The organism is Ensifer adhaerens (assembly GCF_028993555.1).
Lineage (GTDB): Bacteria > Pseudomonadota > Alphaproteobacteria > Rhizobiales > Rhizobiaceae > Ensifer > Ensifer adhaerens_I.
The window spans coordinates 791,087-809,483 of the sequence record NZ_CP118610.1; the positions used below are offsets into that span (position 1 = coordinate 791,087).

The 18,397-nt window shown below is 59.4% G+C and carries 18 protein-coding genes and 1 tRNA gene; 7 read left to right on the forward strand and 12 right to left on the reverse strand.

Going from position 1 to position 18,397, the window contains the following annotated elements; genetic code table 11:
- Positions 1–30: 30 nt before the first annotated feature.
- The 5 genes from PWG15_RS03760 to PWG15_RS03780 all read right to left on the reverse strand — a co-directional run bounded on the left by PWG15_RS03760 (position 31) and on the right by PWG15_RS03780 (position 3,261).
- Positions 31–1,533, reverse strand: a complete 1,503-nt coding sequence (locus PWG15_RS03760) for an AMP nucleosidase (RefSeq protein WP_275023175.1) — start codon at positions 1,531–1,533, stop codon at positions 31–33.
- 85 nt (positions 1,534–1,618) lie between these two features.
- On the reverse strand, positions 1,619–1,939 hold the full coding sequence (locus PWG15_RS03765; protein ID WP_275023176.1) for a YnfA family protein: 321 nt from the start codon (positions 1,937–1,939) through the stop codon (positions 1,619–1,621).
- Between the two features lie 231 nt (positions 1,940–2,170).
- Positions 2,171–2,347 (reverse strand): hypothetical protein, encoded by a 177-nt coding sequence (locus PWG15_RS03770; protein ID WP_275023177.1) that lies wholly within the window; start codon positions 2,345–2,347, stop codon positions 2,171–2,173.
- A 79-nt stretch (positions 2,348–2,426) separates the two neighbouring features.
- The gene (locus PWG15_RS03775) at positions 2,427–2,600 is read right to left on the reverse strand and encodes a hypothetical protein (RefSeq protein ID WP_093232134.1); all 174 of its coding nucleotides are present in this window, start codon (positions 2,598–2,600) and stop codon (positions 2,427–2,429) included.
- A gap of 319 nt (positions 2,601–2,919) precedes the next feature.
- Positions 2,920–3,261, reverse strand: coding sequence for a DUF2147 domain-containing protein (locus PWG15_RS03780; RefSeq protein ID WP_275023179.1), 342 nt, complete (start codon positions 3,259–3,261; stop codon positions 2,920–2,922).
- Between the two features lie 595 nt (positions 3,262–3,856).
- Between PWG15_RS03780 and PWG15_RS03785 the strand changes: the two genes are divergently transcribed.
- Complete coding sequence (locus PWG15_RS03785) at positions 3,857–4,123, forward strand: sel1 repeat family protein (protein WP_057252835.1); 267 nt, start codon at positions 3,857–3,859, stop codon at positions 4,121–4,123.
- A gap of 47 nt (positions 4,124–4,170) precedes the next feature.
- Here PWG15_RS03785 and PWG15_RS03790 read toward each other — a convergent pair whose 3' ends face one another.
- The 3 genes from PWG15_RS03790 to PWG15_RS03800 all read right to left on the reverse strand — a co-directional run bounded on the left by PWG15_RS03790 (position 4,171) and on the right by PWG15_RS03800 (position 6,339).
- The gene (locus tag PWG15_RS03790; RefSeq protein ID WP_275023182.1) at positions 4,171–5,286 is read right to left on the reverse strand and encodes a pyridoxal phosphate-dependent aminotransferase; all 1,116 of its coding nucleotides are present in this window, start codon (positions 5,284–5,286) and stop codon (positions 4,171–4,173) included.
- A 121-nt stretch (positions 5,287–5,407) separates the two neighbouring features.
- On the reverse strand, positions 5,408–5,785 hold the full coding sequence (locus tag PWG15_RS03795; protein ID WP_104665882.1) for a PilZ domain-containing protein: 378 nt from the start codon (positions 5,783–5,785) through the stop codon (positions 5,408–5,410).
- Positions 5,786–5,982: 197 nt separating this feature from the next.
- Positions 5,983–6,339 (reverse strand): hypothetical protein, encoded by a 357-nt coding sequence (locus PWG15_RS03800; RefSeq protein ID WP_275023184.1) that lies wholly within the window; start codon positions 6,337–6,339, stop codon positions 5,983–5,985.
- A gap of 376 nt (positions 6,340–6,715) precedes the next feature.
- Here PWG15_RS03800 and PWG15_RS03805 point away from each other — a divergent pair, with 376 nt between their 5' ends.
- The 3 genes from PWG15_RS03805 to PWG15_RS03815 all read left to right on the forward strand — a co-directional run bounded on the left by PWG15_RS03805 (position 6,716) and on the right by PWG15_RS03815 (position 11,040).
- The gene (locus PWG15_RS03805; protein WP_275023185.1) at positions 6,716–8,866 is read left to right on the forward strand and encodes a caspase family protein; all 2,151 of its coding nucleotides are present in this window, start codon (positions 6,716–6,718) and stop codon (positions 8,864–8,866) included.
- Between the two features lie 233 nt (positions 8,867–9,099).
- A tRNA-Ser gene (locus PWG15_RS03810) sits at positions 9,100–9,189 on the forward strand.
- Between the two features lie 789 nt (positions 9,190–9,978).
- Positions 9,979–11,040, forward strand: coding sequence for a porin (locus tag PWG15_RS03815; protein WP_275023188.1), 1,062 nt, complete (start codon positions 9,979–9,981; stop codon positions 11,038–11,040).
- Positions 11,041–11,211: 171 nt separating this feature from the next.
- Here PWG15_RS03815 and PWG15_RS03820 read toward each other — a convergent pair whose 3' ends face one another.
- From PWG15_RS03820 to PWG15_RS03830, 3 genes are all read right to left on the reverse strand, one after another.
- Complete coding sequence (locus tag PWG15_RS03820; RefSeq protein WP_275023190.1) at positions 11,212–12,105, reverse strand: alpha/beta fold hydrolase; 894 nt, start codon at positions 12,103–12,105, stop codon at positions 11,212–11,214.
- A 170-nt stretch (positions 12,106–12,275) separates the two neighbouring features.
- Positions 12,276–12,785: a BA14K family protein gene (locus tag PWG15_RS03825; RefSeq protein WP_275023192.1), complete on the reverse strand. Its 510-nt coding sequence runs from the start codon at positions 12,783–12,785 to the stop codon at positions 12,276–12,278.
- 115 nt (positions 12,786–12,900) lie between these two features.
- Positions 12,901–14,967, reverse strand: a complete 2,067-nt coding sequence (locus PWG15_RS03830; RefSeq protein ID WP_275023193.1) for a lytic transglycosylase domain-containing protein — start codon at positions 14,965–14,967, stop codon at positions 12,901–12,903.
- A gap of 291 nt (positions 14,968–15,258) precedes the next feature.
- Between PWG15_RS03830 and dapA the strand changes: the two genes are divergently transcribed.
- Both dapA and smpB read left to right on the forward strand, forming a co-directional pair.
- A complete protein-coding gene (dapA, locus tag PWG15_RS03835) occupies positions 15,259–16,143 on the forward strand; it encodes a 4-hydroxy-tetrahydrodipicolinate synthase (protein WP_275023194.1) in 885 nt (294 codons plus the stop codon).
- Positions 16,143–16,622, forward strand: coding sequence for an SsrA-binding protein SmpB (smpB, locus tag PWG15_RS03840; protein WP_057252818.1), 480 nt, complete (start codon positions 16,143–16,145; stop codon positions 16,620–16,622). The genes dapA and smpB overlap by 1 nt, the downstream gene beginning before the upstream one ends.
- Before the next feature lie 157 nt (positions 16,623–16,779).
- Here the strand turns inward: smpB and PWG15_RS03845 are convergent, their stop codons facing one another.
- A complete protein-coding gene (locus tag PWG15_RS03845) occupies positions 16,780–17,361 on the reverse strand; it encodes a LabA-like NYN domain-containing protein (RefSeq protein WP_275023195.1) in 582 nt (193 codons plus the stop codon).
- Between the two features lie 469 nt (positions 17,362–17,830).
- Between PWG15_RS03845 and rpoZ the strand changes: the two genes are divergently transcribed.
- The gene (rpoZ, locus tag PWG15_RS03850) at positions 17,831–18,238 is read left to right on the forward strand and encodes a DNA-directed RNA polymerase subunit omega (protein ID WP_057252814.1); all 408 of its coding nucleotides are present in this window, start codon (positions 17,831–17,833) and stop codon (positions 18,236–18,238) included.
- Positions 18,239–18,397: the final 159 nt, after the last annotated feature.

The window sequence follows — 18,397 nt, forward strand, 5'->3', positions numbered from 1 at the left end:
TTTCCGTCCGGAATTGCGCAATTCCAATGGTCACTGGAACGAGGTTTCGTAGAAGCTTCTGAGCTTGCGGGAATGCAGCTTCTCCGGCGGCATGGCTGCAAGCTTCTGCAGCGCGAGGATACCGATCTTCAGGTGCTGGCTCACCTGCGTCTTGTAGAAGGCGGTCGCCATGCCCGGCAGCTTCAACTCGCCGTGCAGCGGCTTGTCCGACACGCAAAGCAGCGTTCCATAGGGCACGCGGAAGCGGAAGCCGTTGGCGGCGATCGTCGCCGATTCCATGTCGAGCGCGATGGCGCGGGCCTGCGACAGGCGCTTGACCGGGCCGCGTTGGTCGCGAAGTTCCCAGTTGCGATTGTCGATGGTTGCGACGGTTCCGGTGCGCATGATCTGTTTGAGATCGTAGTCGCGATAGCCGGTGACTTCGGCAACGGCGTCCTGCAGTGCCACCTGCACTTCGGCAAGCGCCGGCAAGGGGATCCAGACCGGAAGGTCGTCGTCGAGAACGTGATCTTCGCGCATATAGGCATGCGCAAGGACGTAGTCACCAAGGCGCTGGCTGTTGCGAAGACCGGCGCAATGGCCGAGCATCAGCCAGACATGCGGGCGCAGCACCGCGATATGGTCGGTGATCGTCTTGGCGTTGGACGGGCCGACGCCGATATTGACCATGGTGATGCCGCCGTGGCCCTTCTTCTTCAGGTGATAGGCGGGCATCTGTGGCAGTCGCGGAAGCGTATAGTCGGTCTCGGGCTTGTCGGCACCGGCGGGCGTGATGATGTTGCCAGGCTCGACGAAGGCCGTGTAGCCGTTGCCGCCTTCGGCCATCTGCTGGCGAGCCCAGGCACAGAACTCGTCGATGTAGAACTGGTAATTCGTGAAGAGCACGAAGTTCTGGAAGTGCGTGGCGTTCGTCGCGGTGTAATGGCTGAGGCGCGCCAGCGAATAGTCAATGCGCTGGGCCGTGAACGGCGCGAGCGGCGAGGGTTCCCCCGGACCCGGCTCGTAGGAACCGTTGGCGATCTCGTCGTCGGTCGTCGTCAGGTCAGGCGCATCGAACAGATCGCGCAGCGGAATGTCGATGGTGTTTGCCGCCGACGCCTCCACATAGGCGCCCTCGCCAAAGGCAAAATGCAGGGGGATCGGGGTCGCCGATTCCGAGACGGTGACGCCGAGGCCATGGTTGCGTATCAGATGCCCGAGTTGTTCCTTCAGATAGTGCCGGAAAAGCTTCGGTCGGGTGATCGTGGTCGTATAGACGCCGGGCGCGCTGACATAGCCAAAGGACAGACGGGAATCGACGTGTCCGAAGCTGCTCGTCTCGATGCTGACCTGAGGGTAGCAGGCACGATAACGGGTTAGCGGCTCGTCGGTCTTGCCCAGGCCCTCGAACGCTTCGCAGAGGAACCGGGTATTGCGCTCGTAAAGCGCCTCGAGGCAATCGACGGCGGCCGCAGGATCTTCGAAATACTGCGGCTCGAAAGGCTCAGGCGTTGCGACGGAAAGGACGGAGTGTGAAGAGATTCGCTTGTTCATGTCGCATTATAGGCTGCGGCTTCTGACAAGCAAACGACAAGATATTGGCTTGCACAACCGCGTCGCGACTGGCGTGTCGAAAGGCTCAACGCGGACTGGCAAGGATGATGGCGCTGCCGAGGAGGGCAACCGTCATGCCTGCAAGATCCCAGCGATCGGGTTTGACGCCCTCCGCCAGCCACAGCCAGAGCAGCGAGGCGGCAATATAGACGCCGCCATAGGCAGCGTAGGCTCGGCCTGCGGCCGGACTGTCGATCAAGGTAAGGAGCCAGGCGAAAAGTGCCAGGGAGGCCATGCCGGGAACGAGCCAGAGGACGGACTTGTCGAGCTTCAGCCACGCCCAGAAGGCAAAGCAGCCGGCGATTTCGGCAAGGGCGGCAAGCGTATAGACGAGATAAGCGGGCATCGGGGCTGACAGGGGGCTGTTGTGGTGAATCCCACTGCATGTCTCCCTCAGTCGTATCCGACCAAGGAATGCATGCAGCAACTCAAAGTGCTGCAGCAACCCCAGCGCATCTTAAAAGAAGCACGACGCTGCAGGTGCGAGAGGACAGGAAAGCGGCGTCAAGTGCAAGGCGGAAACAACAAAGGGGCGCGAGCGCCCCTTTCCAGGCAATCCGATCGGGTGGCACCCGCCTCAGGTCATCGATTGACGCTGTAGGGTGACGAAGAGGACGAGGCCCGCGCCCTGTTTGCCGATGCCGGCACCGTTGGCCTTGGAGTAGGCAAGTGCTCCAACCGGTGCCATCAGCAGGCCGGCCAGTGCAAGCACGCGCAGCGAGAGAAACGCGGATGTCGAAAGAGCGGTCAGCATGTTCGTTCCTCCATCAGATCACGAGGTGATCGGTTTCACTTGGCGGCGGAGCAGGGCGTAGCCCGTCTCGTGCTCGGGGTTAGAGTTTGGCCTGGCAGTATTGCGCCGTATGTGCGGTGCAATCCGTCAGCGAACCGAGATAGGTATTGGTGCGGCGACGTTCGGTGTCCGCGCTGACGGCAGCGGCGAGAGTTACAGCGAAAACGACCATCAGAAGGCTGATGATGGTGAGGCGCCGAGCAAGGATATCCATGGTTCTGTCCGTTGTTTGGAGGCAGGTTCAAATCGATTGAGTGTGTTTTCGCACACCCAAACTGAATTGATGCTGAGATGTCCGTTCATCTGGCGTTCATCTTCGGTTGCATGGGGAGCCGATCCGCTCGAACCGGGACATATGGAATATTGCGACAGGAGTGTGATCGCCGCGGGTGCGCGCGGGAGAGCCAAAGTGGTGGCGGCGCGGCAAACGGCCGCGTAATGGCGTGCTCAGCCCATGGACCACCCATGCGAAAAGGGCAGCCGATGGCCGCCCTTTCAATTCGTCAATTGTGCCTAGTGACAGCAACGAGTGCTTAGAGGCGCGTCCAGGTCTGTGACTTGCAGAGCACTTTGAGGACGCAGCCCTTCATCTTCAGCGAATTGCCGTTGACGGAGCCAGAACCGCTATAGGTCTTGTCGGTATCCGGATCGGTGATTTCACCCGAATAGCTGCCGTCTGTGCCGGCGAGGTTTCCGATGCGCTTGCCGGCATGCTTGCCCGTCTTCAGCGTCACGCAGAAGGCTCCGCCACAAGGGGCAATCTCCGCGGTTGCGCCGCTTGCGGTTTTCCAGTTGCCGACGATCGGTTCTGCCGCCGCCGCCGTCCCGGCAATGCCGAGGGCGAGCGTCGCGGTCATGAGCAAAGTACGTAACATTCCAGTCCTCCAGATCGAGGCTGCCGGCGTGGTCCGCTCCGCCGGCAGCTCTTGAGATGTCCTCGTGTGCAAAAGGCAGGCTCCTCACCGCCGCGCGCACGATAGCTTACGCGCACGTAAAGGTAAACAAGGCCGACAACGGCTTTCGGGGCTTTTCTTGCCCGTTTCAAACAGGTCGAATCTAGAAATTCGCGGCGGCTCCGCCACCGTCGATCTTTTTGTGGTTAGCGTTTGGTTGAAATCGGCAGTTGAATTTTTCGTAAATTTTGAAGCGAATGCACCGGTTTTCCGGACTTCCGATGTTTAACAAAAACTCAAGTTTACCAAGCGTTTGAACTTTGTTTGTCGCAAATTAAGCATGCATTTTAAGCGCGTATTGAAGGCCCTGCTGCATATTGGAGCCATAAGACGAGCGGACAAAAACGCTCCGACAAACCACCGAAGGCGACGCTGCAAAAAGACGGTGCGCTTCGGAAAGGCCCGCTAAGAGGCAAGGTCGAACAGGGACCGAACAAAGTGCTGATCTGGAGCATGGTCCGCCCCAAACGGGCGGGCCGCTTCGGAAAAACCAACCAGGCAAAACAGGGACAAGACAATGGCACGCTTTGATATGCAGATTGCTTCGGATGCCGCGATGGGTGGTGACAACCAGGCGGAAATCTTCTGCGAAATGGGTCTGGCCTACGCGACAGGCCATGGTCGCCCGGTCGATCTCGTCGCCGCACACAAGTGGCTGAACATTGCCGCGATCAAGGGCTGCGACCGCGCCGTCGATCTGCGCGCCGACCTGGCGATGACGATGAGCAAGGCCGATCTCGCCGCTGCTCTGCGCGCCGCTCGCGAATGGATGACGGTTCACTGAACGACTTGGGCGGCCCCCAGAAGGGCGCCGCCGATCAGAAGGCTGGATCAGGCCAGCTTTTTCAGAACCTCGGGCAGGGCGGCCTCAAACAGGACCATCTCCGCCTCCGGACCGGTGCTGACACGGATGCAGCGGTTGAGGGGCGCCACCCCTGGCATTCGGATGAAGATGCCATGGTCGTTCATCAGGGTATCGACGATCGCACGGGCATGAGCCGCGTCCCGGCCGCAGTCGATCGCCACGAAATTGGTGGCGGAGGCGAGCGGCGTCAGGCCGTTGTTCACAGCGATTGCAGCGATGCGCTGGCGTGACGCTGCGATCTTCGCAGTTACTTCCTTTAGATAGTCCTGGTCCGCAAGCGCGGCGATCGCCGCGGCGACACCGATCCGGTTCATGCCGAAATGGTTGCGGATCTTGTCGAAGGCTTGCGCCGTGCCCGGCGTGCTTATGACATAGCCGACACGCGACCCGGCAAGACCGTAGGCCTTCGAGAAAGTGCGCGTGCGCACGACGTTCGGGCGATCGATCAAGGCATCGATGGCCGGCAGGGATTCGGTCGGCGCGGTCTCGCAATAGGCTTCATCCAGGATAAAGAGCGTTGTCTCCGGCAACGCCCTGGCGAATTCGACGATGCGCTCGGCGGGCCACCAGCTTCCCATCGGATTGTCGGGATTGGCGAAATAGACGAGCGGCGCATTTTCCCGTTTTACGGCCGCAAGCAAACCGTCGAGATCCTCCCGGTCTTCGGCATAGGGTACGGTAACCAGCCGACCACCATGACCAACGACGTGATAATTGAAGGTGGGATAGGCGCCGAGCGATGTAACCACGGGCATGCCCGGTTCGATCACCATGCGGACGATCTGGCCGAGCAACCCATCGATGCCTTCACCGATCGCGATGTTGGCCGGTGTGGTGCCGAGATGAGCCGAAAGTGCCTGTTTCAGATCGTGGTTCTCCGGATCGGCATACTTCCACGCATCGCGAGCCGCTTCATTGATGGCCGCCAAGACGCTTGCGGCCGGACCGAACCCGCTTTCGTTGGCGCCGATGCGCGCAGCGATGGCTCTTCCACGTTGCCGTTCGATCGCCTCCGGGCCGACGAACGGAATGGTAGACGGAAGGGATTGAATGAGCGGCGTGAAGCGAGAGAAAGCGGACATGCTGATTAATTGGCCCCGTTCGAATGACGTTTCGGGAACTTATCGCATGCTTTGGCAATTCGGAATCATTCCCGCGAGAAAAGCTGCAGGATTCCGTTGTCGGTCGCTTCCGGTTGCGGACCTATCGTCGCGGCTTTGCGTTCTTGACCTGCCCGGTGAAGAACTCTTGCCGGATAATCTCGCGCAGCAGGGTCTGTTCGATCGGCTTGATGAACTGGACACCGATGCGCTCGCCGTTGCGATAGACCTCGGCGCAGCCGATTCTCAGCGAAGTGCCGACGATATGCAGATAATAGTGTTGCGGCAGGCCGATATTGGTGTCGACGGCAAAGCTGGCGCCGCCACGCGAAATGTCGATCATCCGGCAGGATCGCACGGAGACGTTGCCAAGCCCCGGCTGCACGGCTGTAAGCGTGCCCGCGTGCCCAATGGAGAAACGCTCATAGCGCCGCTCGTAGAAAGGCGAGGGGACGCAGGAATACATCGTCTGGTTCTGCATGCGTCATTCTCCGCCAGTGCCGGGTCGGACGGCGCGATCAGCTTCTGAAAGCATGCCTAGACCCCGGACAATTCATTTGTCCCACATTGTATCGATGGGCGATTTCCACCGATGCTAGAATCAGTCTTGCAGGAGAAACTTGCAATCCCCTGAAATCGATCACTAAAAATCTAATGTCGCTCGATTTGCGATGAGAATCAGAGCCCGCCACTGGAGAATTGGATTCGAATGAGGCGTCTCAAGAAATCCGGTGAGAGCAGCATGTTGAAACGCACGCCGAGTTCGGAGCCTTCCCGGTGAATTTGCGAGCAGCCGATTTCCTCCTTGAAACCTTCGATTTCCAGAAAGAAGTGTTTCGGCAGCAGGATCGCGGCATTGAAGTCGAGCATTGCGCCGGCAATCGAGATGTGGCGCAGCAGGCATTGGTATTTGGTCTTTGCTTTCAGATGCTGACCGATGACGAGGATACGGCAGGGCCGCTCGATGAAATAGTGCTGATGGGTGGCCGCGAGCTGGCCGGGCTTTCCTTCCGCGACATGCATTTTCATCGACATGACAAGCTCCGCGACCGATAGCCCTTCGTAACCTCCCGCAGCGACGGCATCGATGGAATCGACGCCTGTGCGGGCTATCGTGTCTCAGCTAATCACACCGACTTGCTTCGACCTTGCGCGTTCACACGCGCGTGCACGATAAATTATGACGCGTGCGTACATTGAAAGCCCCCACCTCATACGTAATACTTTCGTCAGGCATGACCGGGACGCCCGATGTGGTGATTCCGAGGGACAAATGGGCGAGGGCATCGTCCGTCGTTCAAGCCGGGCTAGGCGAAGAACGATGGTCGGTGCCGGAGGGAAGGGCATGTTCACGGGGCATTCGCGGCGTTTTCTGCCGCTCTCTATTCTATGTATGGCGTTGTTTGTGTCGGTGTCCGATGCATGGGCCGCCAAGCGCGTCGCGCTGTTGATCGGCAACGAGAAATATGAAGCGACGTCGCCGCTCAACAACCCCGCCAATGACGTGGAACTGATGAAGGCCTCCTTCGAGGATGCCGGCTTCGATTCCGTCACAACGGTGCACGACGTCAGTCGCCAGGACATGGTCAAGGCGTTGCGCGACTTCGAAGATCTCGCAACCGGCGCCGAAGTCGCGATCGTCTACTACTCCGGCCACGGCATGGAGATGAATGGCGAGAATTTTCTGCTTCCCGTCGACGTGCAATTGAAAACGGACAAGGACGTGGAGGACGAAGCGATCGGCCTCGACCGGGTTCAACGTTCGCTCGAAGGTGCGACCAAGCTCAAGCTCGTCATTCTCGACGCCTGCCGCAACAATCCCTTTGAGCAGAGCATGACGCGCTCGATCTCGACCAGGGCAGTTTCGCGTGGCCTGGCGCGGGTCGAACCGGAATCAGCCGACCTACTCGTCGCATTTGCCTCCAAGGCCGGCACGGTCGCGCTCGACGGGGAGGGCAAGAACAGCCCCTTCGCCACCGCGCTCGCCAAATACCTGACCGAGCCGGGTGTCGATGTCCGCATTGCGCTCGGCAAGGTACGCGACGAGGTGGTATCGGCGACCAATCGCGGCCAGGAGCCGTTCGTCTATGGGTCGCTCGGTGGTGCGCAGATTTTCCTCAATATCAAAGAGGTGAACATCAACGTCATCAATAATGGCGGCCAACTCTCGCCAAACAGCCAATCGGAGGCGGCTGCCGATTGGCAGAACATTCGCGACCTCGCCGACAAGGATCTGATCGCGGCGTTCCTGGCGAAGCATGGATCGGACCCGGTCTATAAGATGCTCGCCGAGAAGAAGCTGAAGCTTCTGACCGAGGCCGAACAGACGTCCAGCGTGACGCCGGACGAAATCGCCTGGGAGGCGCTGAAGCAATCAACTGACGCGGCGGCACTGACACGATTCATCGAGCGCTATCCGGACAGCAGCCACAAGGCGGAGGCCGAGCAGCAGATCGCGGCGCTCGAACCACAGAAGGGCCTCAACGTCTCGCCGACCGGCAAGGACACGCAGGCCTCGCGCGATTGTTATCTGCTGGCGGGCGAGCCGCAATCGATGCCGGGCTTCCTCGGGGTCAACTTCCTGAAGCTCGATTCCGAACGGGCGTTGACCGCCTGCGCACAGGCCGTCAACGAGAATCCCGACGATATGATGCTCGTCAACATGCTGGGGCGGGCGCAGGATGCCGGCCGTAATTATGTCGACGCGCGGCGCAATTACCGGAAGGCCGCTGATGGCGGCAACATGTATGCGCTGACGAATCTGGCCTGGTTTTCAGTCTATGGGACCGACGGTCCGGTCGACATAGACCAGGGAAAGCGCATGTTCGAGGAGGCGGCGAGAGGCGGCAATGCCTACGGTCAGGCGTCGCTCGGCTGGCTTTATCGCGAGGGTTACGGCGGCATCGCGCAGGACTATGCCGAGGCGGCGAGGTGGTATGAGCAGGCAGCCAATCAGGGCTATGCCAACGCCATGGCAACGATGGGCTGGTTCTATCGGGAAGGGCTCGGTCTGCCCAAGGATCTGGCGCAGTCGCTCTCCTGGTACAAGAAAGCCGCCGAAAGCGGCGACACCAATGCCATGTCGTCACTCGGATGGGCCTATCAGAACGGATTGGGGACCGAGCAGAACTACGGCGAGGCCAAGGTCTGGTATGAGAAGGCGGCCAATATGGGCGATTCCTATTCCATGGCATTGCTCGGCTGGTTCTATGACATCGGCAACGGCGTCTCGCAGGACTACGTGCAGGCCCGTACCTGGTACGAAATGGCGGCGAATGCCGGCAGTGCCTACGCCATGGGGAATCTGAGTCGTCTTTATGACTACGGCCTCGGCACCAAGGCGGATGCAAAGGAGGCGGTTCGCTGGGCGGCGGCGAGCATCGAGGGTGGTGACCCGGCCAAGCTCGAAGAATTGCGAACCCAGCCCAACAATTTCACACCGGCTTTCCGTAAGGAGATGCAGGCGCTGCTTAAGGACCGCGGCTACTACGGCGGACCGATTGACGGCGACTTCGGGGCCGCCACACAGCAGGCGATCGAGCGTCTCGCACGCAAATCGTAGAGTTGGAGGCAAGACAGCGGACTTGCGGTTCCCTTTGTATCGGGTGGGGGAATCGGTCGACGGCAAGCGCCGAAACGTTCCAGCCATTCCTGCCCATATGCGCGAGTGGCCTGCCGCGACGCCCATACGTTTGCTTGCTGCTGGCGAGACCCACACGGAAAATGAGGGGAATTGCTGGAAACCGACAAAAAAATCTTGCAAAGGCCGCTGAGTGTCACTAGTCAGGCGCTAACGGAGAGGTGGCCGAGTGGTCGAAGGCGCTCCCCTGCTAAGGGAGTATACCGGAAACGGTATCGAGGGTTCGAATCCCTTCTTCTCCGCCATTCCCTTGATCTATCCAGAAACATCAATAGCCGTCCGAGTTTAGGCTTGGTGACAGCTTCGCGCTGAATGGGCTGCCGATGGTCTGTTCTGCCCTGCCTTCGCAAAATCGCGATGGTGGCGACATAGCCGATGTCCACACACACACACACTCTCTCTCTCTCTCTCTCTCTCTCTCTCTCTCTCTCTCTCTCTCTCTCTCTGTGCTGGCATCAACCATCTTCAGAGATCGCCGCGGGTGATGCCCATCGATTGACGTTGTCTTCCTGCGGGTGCCAGCCGCGATTCTCGCCGAACCAGAATCAAGGATAGGTTTGGTTTGCGAATCTTGGCGTTGATTCTGATGAATCTTTCGATTGCGAACGATCCGTTCAGCTCTCATTTCTTGAAGCAAATGCTGTTTTAGTCGGTTGCCGCCGAGGTGGAGTCGGCGTTTGTGACCGTGCTTTCCCCTAATTTGAGCGGCTTTCTGCCTCTTTCTGAAACAGGACGTGTGCACTTCCCTTATGCTAAACCCCTGCCACCAAAGGGTTTTCTTAATGCTTTGTTAATTTTCTTCCGGGGTCTGCGGCGATTTTGTGTCGTTTCAGCAACAGGGTTCGGCGAAGGGCGATGCAAAGCACATGATCTCGCTAGTTGGACATTGCGCCAATGATCCGGTCTTGTATTTTCAACTCCGGAAGCAAGGGCGGTTGATCGTCCGACTTCTTGAACGTTGGGGATGGGGCAGGGAAAGCTGTCCTTCAGCAAAATACCCAGACCCGTTTGAAACTTTTGACTGGAGGTCAGAAATGAACATCAAGAGCCTTCTTCTCGGCTCCGCTGCTGCTCTCGCAGCAGTTTCCGGCGCACAGGCAGCCGACGCAATCGTCGCAGCCGAGCCGGAGCCCATGGAATACGTTCGCGTTTGCGACGCTTTCGGCACTGGCTACTTCTACATCCCGGGCACCGAAACCTGCCTCAAGATCGGCGGCTTCATCCGTTTCCAGACTTCGTTCGGTGACAACGCCTCGCAGAGCCGTTACAACCAGGCGGATCATGACTTCCTCGACAACGGCGGCCCGAACTACTCCACGTCTGACTGGGATGCCTTCTCGCGCGCTTACATCTCGTTCGACGCCAAGAGCGACACCGAGTACGGCACGCTCACCGGCTTCTTCGCTGCTGAGTTCAACGCCGACAACGACACCGACTCTGGCGACAGCGACTTCATCGACGTTGATGAAGCCTACATCCAGCTCGGCGGCCTGAAGGCTGGTTTCTTCTACAACTGGTGGGATAAGGGTATCAACGGCGAAACCGACTCGCTCGGCAACGTCACCGAGTTCAACTCGATTGCCTACCTCTATGACGGCGGTTCGTTCCAGGCTGGTATCTCGGTTGACGAGCTCGAAGGCTGGTCCACCAAGGCAAACGGCATCGGCGTCTCCGGTATCGTTTCGGCTTCGGTCGGCGGCGTTTCCTTCGACCTGCTCGGCGGCTACGACACCGAATGGGAAGAAGGCGCACTCCGCGCTCTGCTCTCGGCTGACCTCGGCCCGGGCGTCTTCCAGATCGCTGGTATCTGGGCTTCGAACCCGAACACGTACTGGAGCGCCTCTGAGTGGTCCGTTGCAGCTTCGTACCGCTACAACGCCACCGACCGCCTCGCCATCACCCCGGGCGTTCAGTACTTCGGCAGCCTCGCAGACTCGTTCACCGACTTTGGTAGCGACGACGCATGGCAGGCTGGCTTGACGGTTGACTACAAGATCACCGAAGGCCTCGCTACCCGCGTATCGGTTCAGTACAAGGATGCTGACAACAGCGACGACGAAGTATTCGGTTTCGTCCGTCTGCAGCGCGACTTCTAATATCATCTGACCTCGGTCAGAAGAGAGAAACCCGGCTTTCGAGCCGGGTTTTTTCGTTTTTGAAATGTGCAATGCTTAGTCGCGAGGTGGCAGGCGACCCGGTTGAACCGCGCGCATGCGCTTGCGGAAGCCAACGCAAAAGGGGACGGGTGGACAGTTGATCTGTGCGGTCTAGCGCCGGGGTGTGATGGTCCCGAGAAAAGCGCTTACTGCTTGGCGCGGACCATCAAGGTGCAGCAACGGCGCATGGCCTTGACCTCGTGCGGTGAAGGCTAGCGCTCCGGGATTCCGCTTGAGCATCTCTTTGACCGTTCGTTCCGACAGGAGCCGGGAGTGCTCGCCTCTGATGACCAAAAGTGGCCATCTGGAAAGGGCATCATATTGCGGCCAAAGATCGGGCAACGCTATCTCAGCGGACAAGCTCAGCAGCTGGCGCGCGATGGCCGGATCAAAATCAGGCACCGGAACGCCGCCTTCGTCGCGGTAGATTGCGTTTGCCATTGCGAACCAATCGCCTTCGCCAAGGATAGGGAAGTCGGCCCCGTGGAGTTCTCGCAGACATCCGGGTGCAGTAGCCCAACTTATCGGCTCGACTGGCGCTTTGTTGAGATAGTCTCGAATGGCCAGCAGGCCTCCGATTTCGATGACGGGGCCAATATCGTTGAGCACAGTGCCTGCGACCAGGCCGGGTGCAAGGCCGATGAGGTGGTGCAGGATCAGCCCCCCACGCGAGGTGCCGACGAAAATTGCACGGTCAATCCCCAAATGGGTGCAAGCCGCGATAACGTCTGTCGTTTCGATTGCAATTGAATAATGGCTCTTGTCGTCGTCTCGCTGCGAATTGCCTCGGCCGCGATAATCGAGTGAGAAGACGGTGTTTCCACCCCCTAATTGGGAAGCGAGAAAGATTGCAAGTTCGTGAAAATCACGGCTGTTGCGGGTGAGGCCCGGCAAGTAGATGATTGGCGTTGCTGTTGTATTGCGGGCAGGGCCGTAGCTCCGCGCGTAGAGCTGCAAACCATCAGCCGCAGGGAAGCAATGTTCCCGAAACTCGCCTTCATTCATTGCCAGCCTCCACCCGGATACCGGCAGGATCGTAGCTGCTCGAAATGGAAGGGCAAGCCATGCCGTTGGCATGGATGCGTCATTCTACGTTTGCGCCGATGCCGCCAGCGAGCGGAATGCGACTTCAAGAGCCAAAATCGGGTTCACCGCTAAACCGGCCACCTGCTCAATCAATACGGCGAATTGCACTGTCGCCGAGGGCCGCCATAGGGCTGATACGAGTTGTCCCAGGCACGATAGGACCGATATCGGGCGTAGCACCAGCGCGTATGCGCATCGCCGCTGACTGCTCGTGGGCCATTGTAGTATCGCGGTTGGTTCAGCAATCCGCCGACGATTGCGCCTGCCGCAAGCCCGCCGATGAAGGCACCGACATCGTTGTCATAATTCCCGTAGTGGCGGCGGTAACGGTCGCGATAGTAGCCATCCCGATAGTAGCCGTCCCGATAATATCCGCGTCTATCGCGATCACGATAGTAGCCGTGCCGACCGCCGAATTCGCAGTAAGGAACGGCGCAGCTGGATCGATTCTTGCGGGCTTCACCGCGCTCGTATGGGAACTGAGCCTTTTGAATGTCGGTCGTTCGAGATACCTGCGGAACGACAGGGAATGCATTGGCGGGAGGAACGCTGCTCATTGCCGCCGCCAGTGACAGGGCGATAATGGATAAGGTCTTCATTGTGTTCACCATTTCCTTCAGGAAAGATCGAACCTTCAGAAGGAAAATGGCTTACGCCGCATTTTGTGCCACCCGCGATCATCACGATTACTTGAACGTATTCGATGGCGCTCGGCTATTGTCGTCCCATCCGCAGGTCCTCGACGATGTCAGCCTTCTGTCCGAGCCTCGATTTGTAAACCTGATAGTTTTCCATCACCCGCTGTACATAGTTGCGGGTCTCCTGGAATGGGATGCGCTCGATCCAGTCGACGACTTCGTCGATCGATTTTCCGCGCGGATCGCCATAGCGGCCCAGCCATTCCGGAACACGGCGCGGTCCTGCGTTGTAGGCAATGAAGGTGAGAATGTAGGACCCACCAAAACTGCTGATCTGTTCGCCGAGATAGTGGGCGCCGAGCGTGGCGTTGTAACCGGCATCGGTGGTCAGCCGCTCTTGCGAGTAGGCAAGGCCGTAGCGGCTGGCAACACCCTTTGCAGTGCCGGGCATCAGTTGCAGCAGGCCGCGAGCGTTGGCGGTAGAGATGGCTGCGGGATTGAAGGCACTTTCCTGCCGCGCGATCGCATAGGCGAGCGCCTTGCCGGAACCATCGATGTTGGCGCTCGGAGGGATCACGCCAACGGGGAAGGCGAGGGCCGCGACATCGATTCCGCGTCCGAATGCAATCTTGCCGACCTGGAGCGAAAGCTGGTGGTTGCCGGCCTTCTCCGCGCGCGCAGAAAGCAATGCGAGCTCGCCGGGACTGGTCAGTTCGTCGGCGAGCGCACGATAGATGCTGTCGGCGCGCCAGGCGTGGCCGGCATTTTCAAGCCGGGCAATCGCACGCACCGCTTCACGATTTTCGAATTGCGCTCGGTCGTCAGCCGACGGGGCAGGGTAGGCGACATTCAGTGTCTTGCGGCCAAGCCGGGCAGCTGCGAGTTGCCCGTAGAAGGTTCCGGGGTAGCGCGCCGCATTGGCGAAAAACTCGCGGGCATTGCCCGGTCCACCAGCCTCGGCCGACCGGCCGAGCCAGTACCAGGCGCGAGAGGCTGAAAGCGGGCGGTTGGAAGCGTCGAGGATGCGACGGAAATGGCGAGCTGCGATTGCCGGATCTTCCATGCCGCGCAGCGCGTACCAGCCGGCGTGGAATTCGGCATCGACGATATCGGTCGCCTCCGTGGCCATATGCCCGGCCGCGATCCGGTAGGCACCCTTGAAGTCACCGGCGTCGAGCAGGCCTCGGCTGACAACACGTTGCTCGACCCACCATTCGCCAGGATTGACGAGCACCCCTCTGTCCTTTGGCATACGGGCAAGCAACTTCGCCGCTTCCTCGTATTTCTTCTGTTTGCGCAAGGACTCGATCTGAATGAAGAGATAGGCGGGATCCTTGCGCCAGGACGGATCGACCGCTGCGATCAGCACATCTGCCTTGTCGTTGCCGCGGTTGACCGCCGCCCAGGCACGATAGAGCGACTGCGCCTTACCGAGATCGCCAAAGCGTTCGGCTTGTTCGACGCGGTTGCGGTAGAGGAGCATGGCCATGCGCCGCTGATGATCGACGGGCGTCAGTAGGCGTGAAAACTCCGCGAGAATCCGGGTCTCCATGTCCTTGTCGAGCGCGTCCTGTTGCCAGACGGCACGCAACCGTTTCGCTGCTGCTTCCGCTTGTCCTTGGGCGACCAGGGCCCGGGCCAGGATGAGGGTCCCCTCGGTTGTCTCGGGCTGCGTGTTGCCGAATGCGGCAAGGACGTCAGGCGGCGCCGGGTTTTCGCGATAGAGCGCCCGCTCCGAATTGGCGCGCAGGGATTTCAGGCCGGGCCATCCCTGAAGTTCGCGCTGGGCATCGGCGATCTCGAAGGAAGGAATGCCGCGCTGGCCGGAAACGGCTATCGCCCAGGTCAGGATGTGACGGTCGAGCGCATCGCGGTTCATCGCATCACGCACGGCGATCGCTGTCGCCGGCTGCCGGTTGGAGAGGGCGTCGAGGCCCGTCTTCAGATCGCTGTTGACCGGGGTCACGATCGCCGGAATGGCATTGGTGGTCTCGTCCGCGGCAACCTGCGCAGCCGTGTTCGATATGTCGGGTTTACGCGCCGGAACCGGTACTCGTTCCAGCGTTTCGGAACTGAGTGCCGGCGATGTGAGCAATGCTGCGCCGACGATGGCGGCGACAGGCAAAAAGTATGATCCGCGCATCAAGAGGCCGTGTTCCCCGTGTCTCACATTCAGCTGCCGCCGGATTGTCTGAGGCAAGACTAGCGGCCAATATTGATCATGACAATCGCACCACGCCGCTCCGGGCCGATGGCTGGGCGGGATCATTGTACGAGCCAAACGTCAAGCTTTTGCACGAAAACCGGCGTGAAATGCCGTGTCACGACGCTTGCCGCAGCCCCCTCACATGATTATGGTGCGGCAGTTTTTTAACCGTCGATTACGGCCAAAGCATGAGTGCATTTTGCGTCTTTGCGCCGTCAGGAGTTGTGCATGTTCAAGGGTTCCATTCCCGCTCTCGTAACACCATTCACCGCCACCGGCGCGGTGGATGCGGATGGTTTCGTCGCGCATGTGGAATGGCAGATAAAAGAAGGCAGCCATGGTCTCGTGCCGGTCGGCACCACCGGTGAGTCTCCGACCCTTTCCCATGACGAGCACAAGAAAGTCGTCGAACTCTGCATCGAGGCGGCCGCCAAGCGGGTACCGGTGATCGCCGGCGCCGGCTCCAACAACACGACGGAAGCAGTTGAGCTCGCCCAGCACGCCGAAAAGGCTGGTGCCGACGCGATCCTGGTGGTGACGCCCTACTACAACAAGCCGACGCAGAAGGGATTGATCGCCCACTATGCCGCGATCGCCGAAAGCGTGAAGCTGCCGATCGTCATCTACAACATTCCCGGCCGCTCCGTCGTGGACATGAGTGTCGAGACCATGGCGGCGCTCAGCAAGGCCCATGCGAACATCATCGGCGTCAAGGACGCGACCGGAAAGATTGAGCGTGTATCCGAGCAGCGCATGGCTTGCGGCCCGGAATTCGTGCAGCTTTCCGGCGAGGACGCCACCGCGCTCGGCTTCAACGCGCACGGTGGCGTCGGCTGCATTTCCGTCACGGCCAACGTCGCTCCGCGTCTTTGCGCCGAGTTCCAGGAAGCAACGCTTGCCGGTGACTACGCCAAGGCGCTCGACTACCAGGACAAGCTGATGCCGCTTCACAAGGCGATCTTCATGGAGCCGGGTCTCTGCGGCGCGAAATATGCACTGAACCGCCTTGGCCGGATGAGCCGTACCGTGCGTTCGCCGCTCTTGCCAACGCTGGAGCCGGCGACCGAAGCGGCAATCGACGCGGCGCTGAGGCATGCAGGATTGATGAACTGATGGCACCCAAAGGAAGCCAGCGCACGGTCAACAAGGTTGTGGCGGAAAACCGAAAGGCCCGCTTCAACTACGAGATCGTCGACACCTACGAGGCCGGCCTGGTTCTGACCGGCACCGAGGTCAAGTCGTTGCGTGAAGGCAAGGCCAACATTGCCGAATCCTATGCGACGGATGAAGGCGGAGAGATCTGGCTGATCAACTCCTATTTGCCTGAATATCTGCAGGCGAACCGCTTCAACCATGAAACGCGACGCAGGCGGAAGCTGCTTTTGTCGAAGCGCGAAGTCAATCGTCTGCAGGGTGCGGTCAATCGCGAAGGCATGTCGCTGATCCCGCTGCGCATCTACTTCAACGAGCGCGGCCGGGCCAAGCTCGAACTGGCGCTCGGCAAGGGCAAGAAACTCCACGACAAGCGCGAGACCTCGAAAGAGCGCGATTGGAACCGGCAGAAGAACCGGCTGCTGAAGGATCGCGGCTAAGCGATCCTTGGTCGACCCGCATCAATGCCAATGACAACGACGGGCCGATGATGTGTGGACGGTCGCGCGCTGCCACCGCCTGCTCAGGTCATTCAACAGTTCTCGAATTGCGACGCGCACTGCCGCCCTGAAGGGGCAGTTTCAAAGAGGTGCTGCCTTAGATTTCGACGGGGTCAGCCACCGGCTCGGCCGTGTGCCGCGGCGTGCGTTCGGAAGGCTCGCGGCCGATTTCGGCCCGCAGCGTGGCGAGGTCGATAAAGTGATCGGCCTGGCGACGAAGGTCGTCGGCGATCATCGGCGGCTGGGTGGACATTGTTGATACGACCGAGACCTTGCGGCCCCTGCGCTGCAGCGCTTCGACGAGCGTGGTGAAGTCGCCGTCACCGGAGAAGATGACGAGGTGATCGACGGTCTCGGACTGTTCCATCGCATCGATCGCCAGCTCGATATCCATGTTGCCCTTGATCTTGCGGCGACCGAGTGAGTCGGTGAATTCTTTGGCTGGCTTCGTCACGACCTTGTAACCGTTATAGTCTAGCCAGTCGATCAGCGGGCGGATTGAAGAGTATTCCTGATCTTCAATGAGCGCAGTGTAGTAATAGGCGCGCAGCAAATAGCCGCGCTTCTGGAATGCCTTCAGGAGTTTGCGATAGTCGATGTCAAAGCCGAGACTCTTCGAGGCCGCGTACAGATTGGCGCCGTCGATAAAGAGTGCGATTTTTTCGCGGGGGTCGAACATCGTCTTTCCTTTTTCAATGCCGGCGCATCAAATGGCACCGCCGGCCGATACGCGAAAATAAGTCGTTTACATTAATAATTGCTGATATTGCAAATAATGTAGGCTTAGGCATTGCATTATTCCAGCCGGGTGCCGGCGAATATAGCTAGTTTTAGCAGTTGCTATAGGTCGTCCACACCCCTTGAAAGCCTTTTCTACCAGGCGTTTTCGCATCGTGGTTAACGATGCAACCAGAGTGTGTGACGAAAGGTTCTCCAGCCCCATTCCAATCGCATTTTATCACGATGTGTGACGTTACGTGAGCACCACTTGAAGGAAAAACTTGAACTTGTCTTGTTTTGATTGTATCCGGGCGGCTAATTCCAGAAATCGGAGCCGACGAGGCCGTCGCTAGACGGCCGTTCCGGTTTCGTGTCGTCAATCCGTGCAGCGGCGATGCCGCCGCGCTTCGAGCCCAAAAGGACAGGCAATGGCCCGCGTCACCGTCGAAGATTGCATCGACAAGGTCGATAACCGTTTCGAACTCGTTCTGCTTGCCAGCCACCGCGCGCGCCTGATTTCCCAGGGTGCCGCCATCACCATCGACCGCGACAACGACAAGAACCCGGTCGTTGCGCTGCGCGAGATCGCCGATGAGACGCTTTCTCCCGGCGACCTCAAGGAAGATCTGATCCATTCGCTGCAGAAGCATGTTGAAGTGGACGAGCCCGAGCCCGATCCGGCCTCGCTGCTTCAGTCGGAAGCCGAAACCACCTTCACCGAAGTTGCCGAAGACGAAGATCAGCCGGAGGCGATCACGTTCGACCGCATGTCGGAAGAAGAACTGCTGGCCGGCATCGAAGGTCTTGTACCGCCGGAAAAGAGCGACGACTACTGAGATCCTTCGCGGAACGACCGTTCCTGCGTGTTTTCAAAGCAGTGCGCCACTCGTATGATTGGCGCACTTTTTTATTGATTTCTTCTGGGGCGATATGAGGAGAAGTGGACGCGGTTTTCCGCCCGCATCCCGCTCTGCCTTATGAGAAACGATCACGTT

What these genes read in the sequence shown, in the direction of transcription:
- PWG15_RS03780 (WP_275023179.1), bottom strand. Translation starts at nt 3,261, where the DNA reads ATGTTACGTACTTTGCTCATGACCGCGACGCTCGCCCTCGGCATTGCC.
- PWG15_RS03785 (WP_057252835.1), top strand. Translation starts at nt 3,857, where the DNA reads ATGGCACGCTTTGATATGCAGATTGCTTCGGATGCCGCGATGGGTGGT.
- PWG15_RS03830 (WP_275023193.1), bottom strand. Translation starts at nt 14,967, where the DNA reads ATGCGCGGATCATACTTTTTGCCTGTCGCCGCCATCGTCGGCGCAGCA.
- PWG15_RS03815 (WP_275023188.1), top strand. Translation starts at nt 9,979, where the DNA reads ATGAACATCAAGAGCCTTCTTCTCGGCTCCGCTGCTGCTCTCGCAGCA.
- PWG15_RS03760 (WP_275023175.1), bottom strand. Translation starts at nt 1,533, where the DNA reads ATGAACAAGCGAATCTCTTCACACTCCGTCCTTTCCGTCGCAACGCCT.
- PWG15_RS03765 (WP_275023176.1), bottom strand. Translation starts at nt 1,939, where the DNA reads ATGCCCGCTTATCTCGTCTATACGCTTGCCGCCCTTGCCGAAATCGCC.
- PWG15_RS03790 (WP_275023182.1), bottom strand. Translation starts at nt 5,286, where the DNA reads ATGTCCGCTTTCTCTCGCTTCACGCCGCTCATTCAATCCCTTCCGTCT.
- PWG15_RS03775 (WP_093232134.1), bottom strand. Translation starts at nt 2,600, where the DNA reads ATGGATATCCTTGCTCGGCGCCTCACCATCATCAGCCTTCTGATGGTC.
- rpoZ (WP_057252814.1), top strand. Translation starts at nt 17,831, where the DNA reads ATGGCCCGCGTCACCGTCGAAGATTGCATCGACAAGGTCGATAACCGT.
- PWG15_RS03820 (WP_275023190.1), bottom strand. Translation starts at nt 12,105, where the DNA reads ATGAATGAAGGCGAGTTTCGGGAACATTGCTTCCCTGCGGCTGATGGT.
- PWG15_RS03845 (WP_275023195.1), bottom strand. Translation starts at nt 17,361, where the DNA reads ATGTTCGACCCCCGCGAAAAAATCGCACTCTTTATCGACGGCGCCAAT.
- dapA (WP_275023194.1), top strand. Translation starts at nt 15,259, where the DNA reads ATGTTCAAGGGTTCCATTCCCGCTCTCGTAACACCATTCACCGCCACC.
- PWG15_RS03800 (WP_275023184.1), bottom strand. Translation starts at nt 6,339, where the DNA reads ATGTCGATGAAAATGCATGTCGCGGAAGGAAAGCCCGGCCAGCTCGCG.
- PWG15_RS03770 (WP_275023177.1), bottom strand. Translation starts at nt 2,347, where the DNA reads ATGCTGACCGCTCTTTCGACATCCGCGTTTCTCTCGCTGCGCGTGCTT.
- PWG15_RS03795 (WP_104665882.1), bottom strand. Translation starts at nt 5,785, where the DNA reads ATGCAGAACCAGACGATGTATTCCTGCGTCCCCTCGCCTTTCTACGAG.
- smpB (WP_057252818.1), top strand. Translation starts at nt 16,143, where the DNA reads ATGGCACCCAAAGGAAGCCAGCGCACGGTCAACAAGGTTGTGGCGGAA.
- PWG15_RS03825 (WP_275023192.1), bottom strand. Translation starts at nt 12,785, where the DNA reads ATGAAGACCTTATCCATTATCGCCCTGTCACTGGCGGCGGCAATGAGC.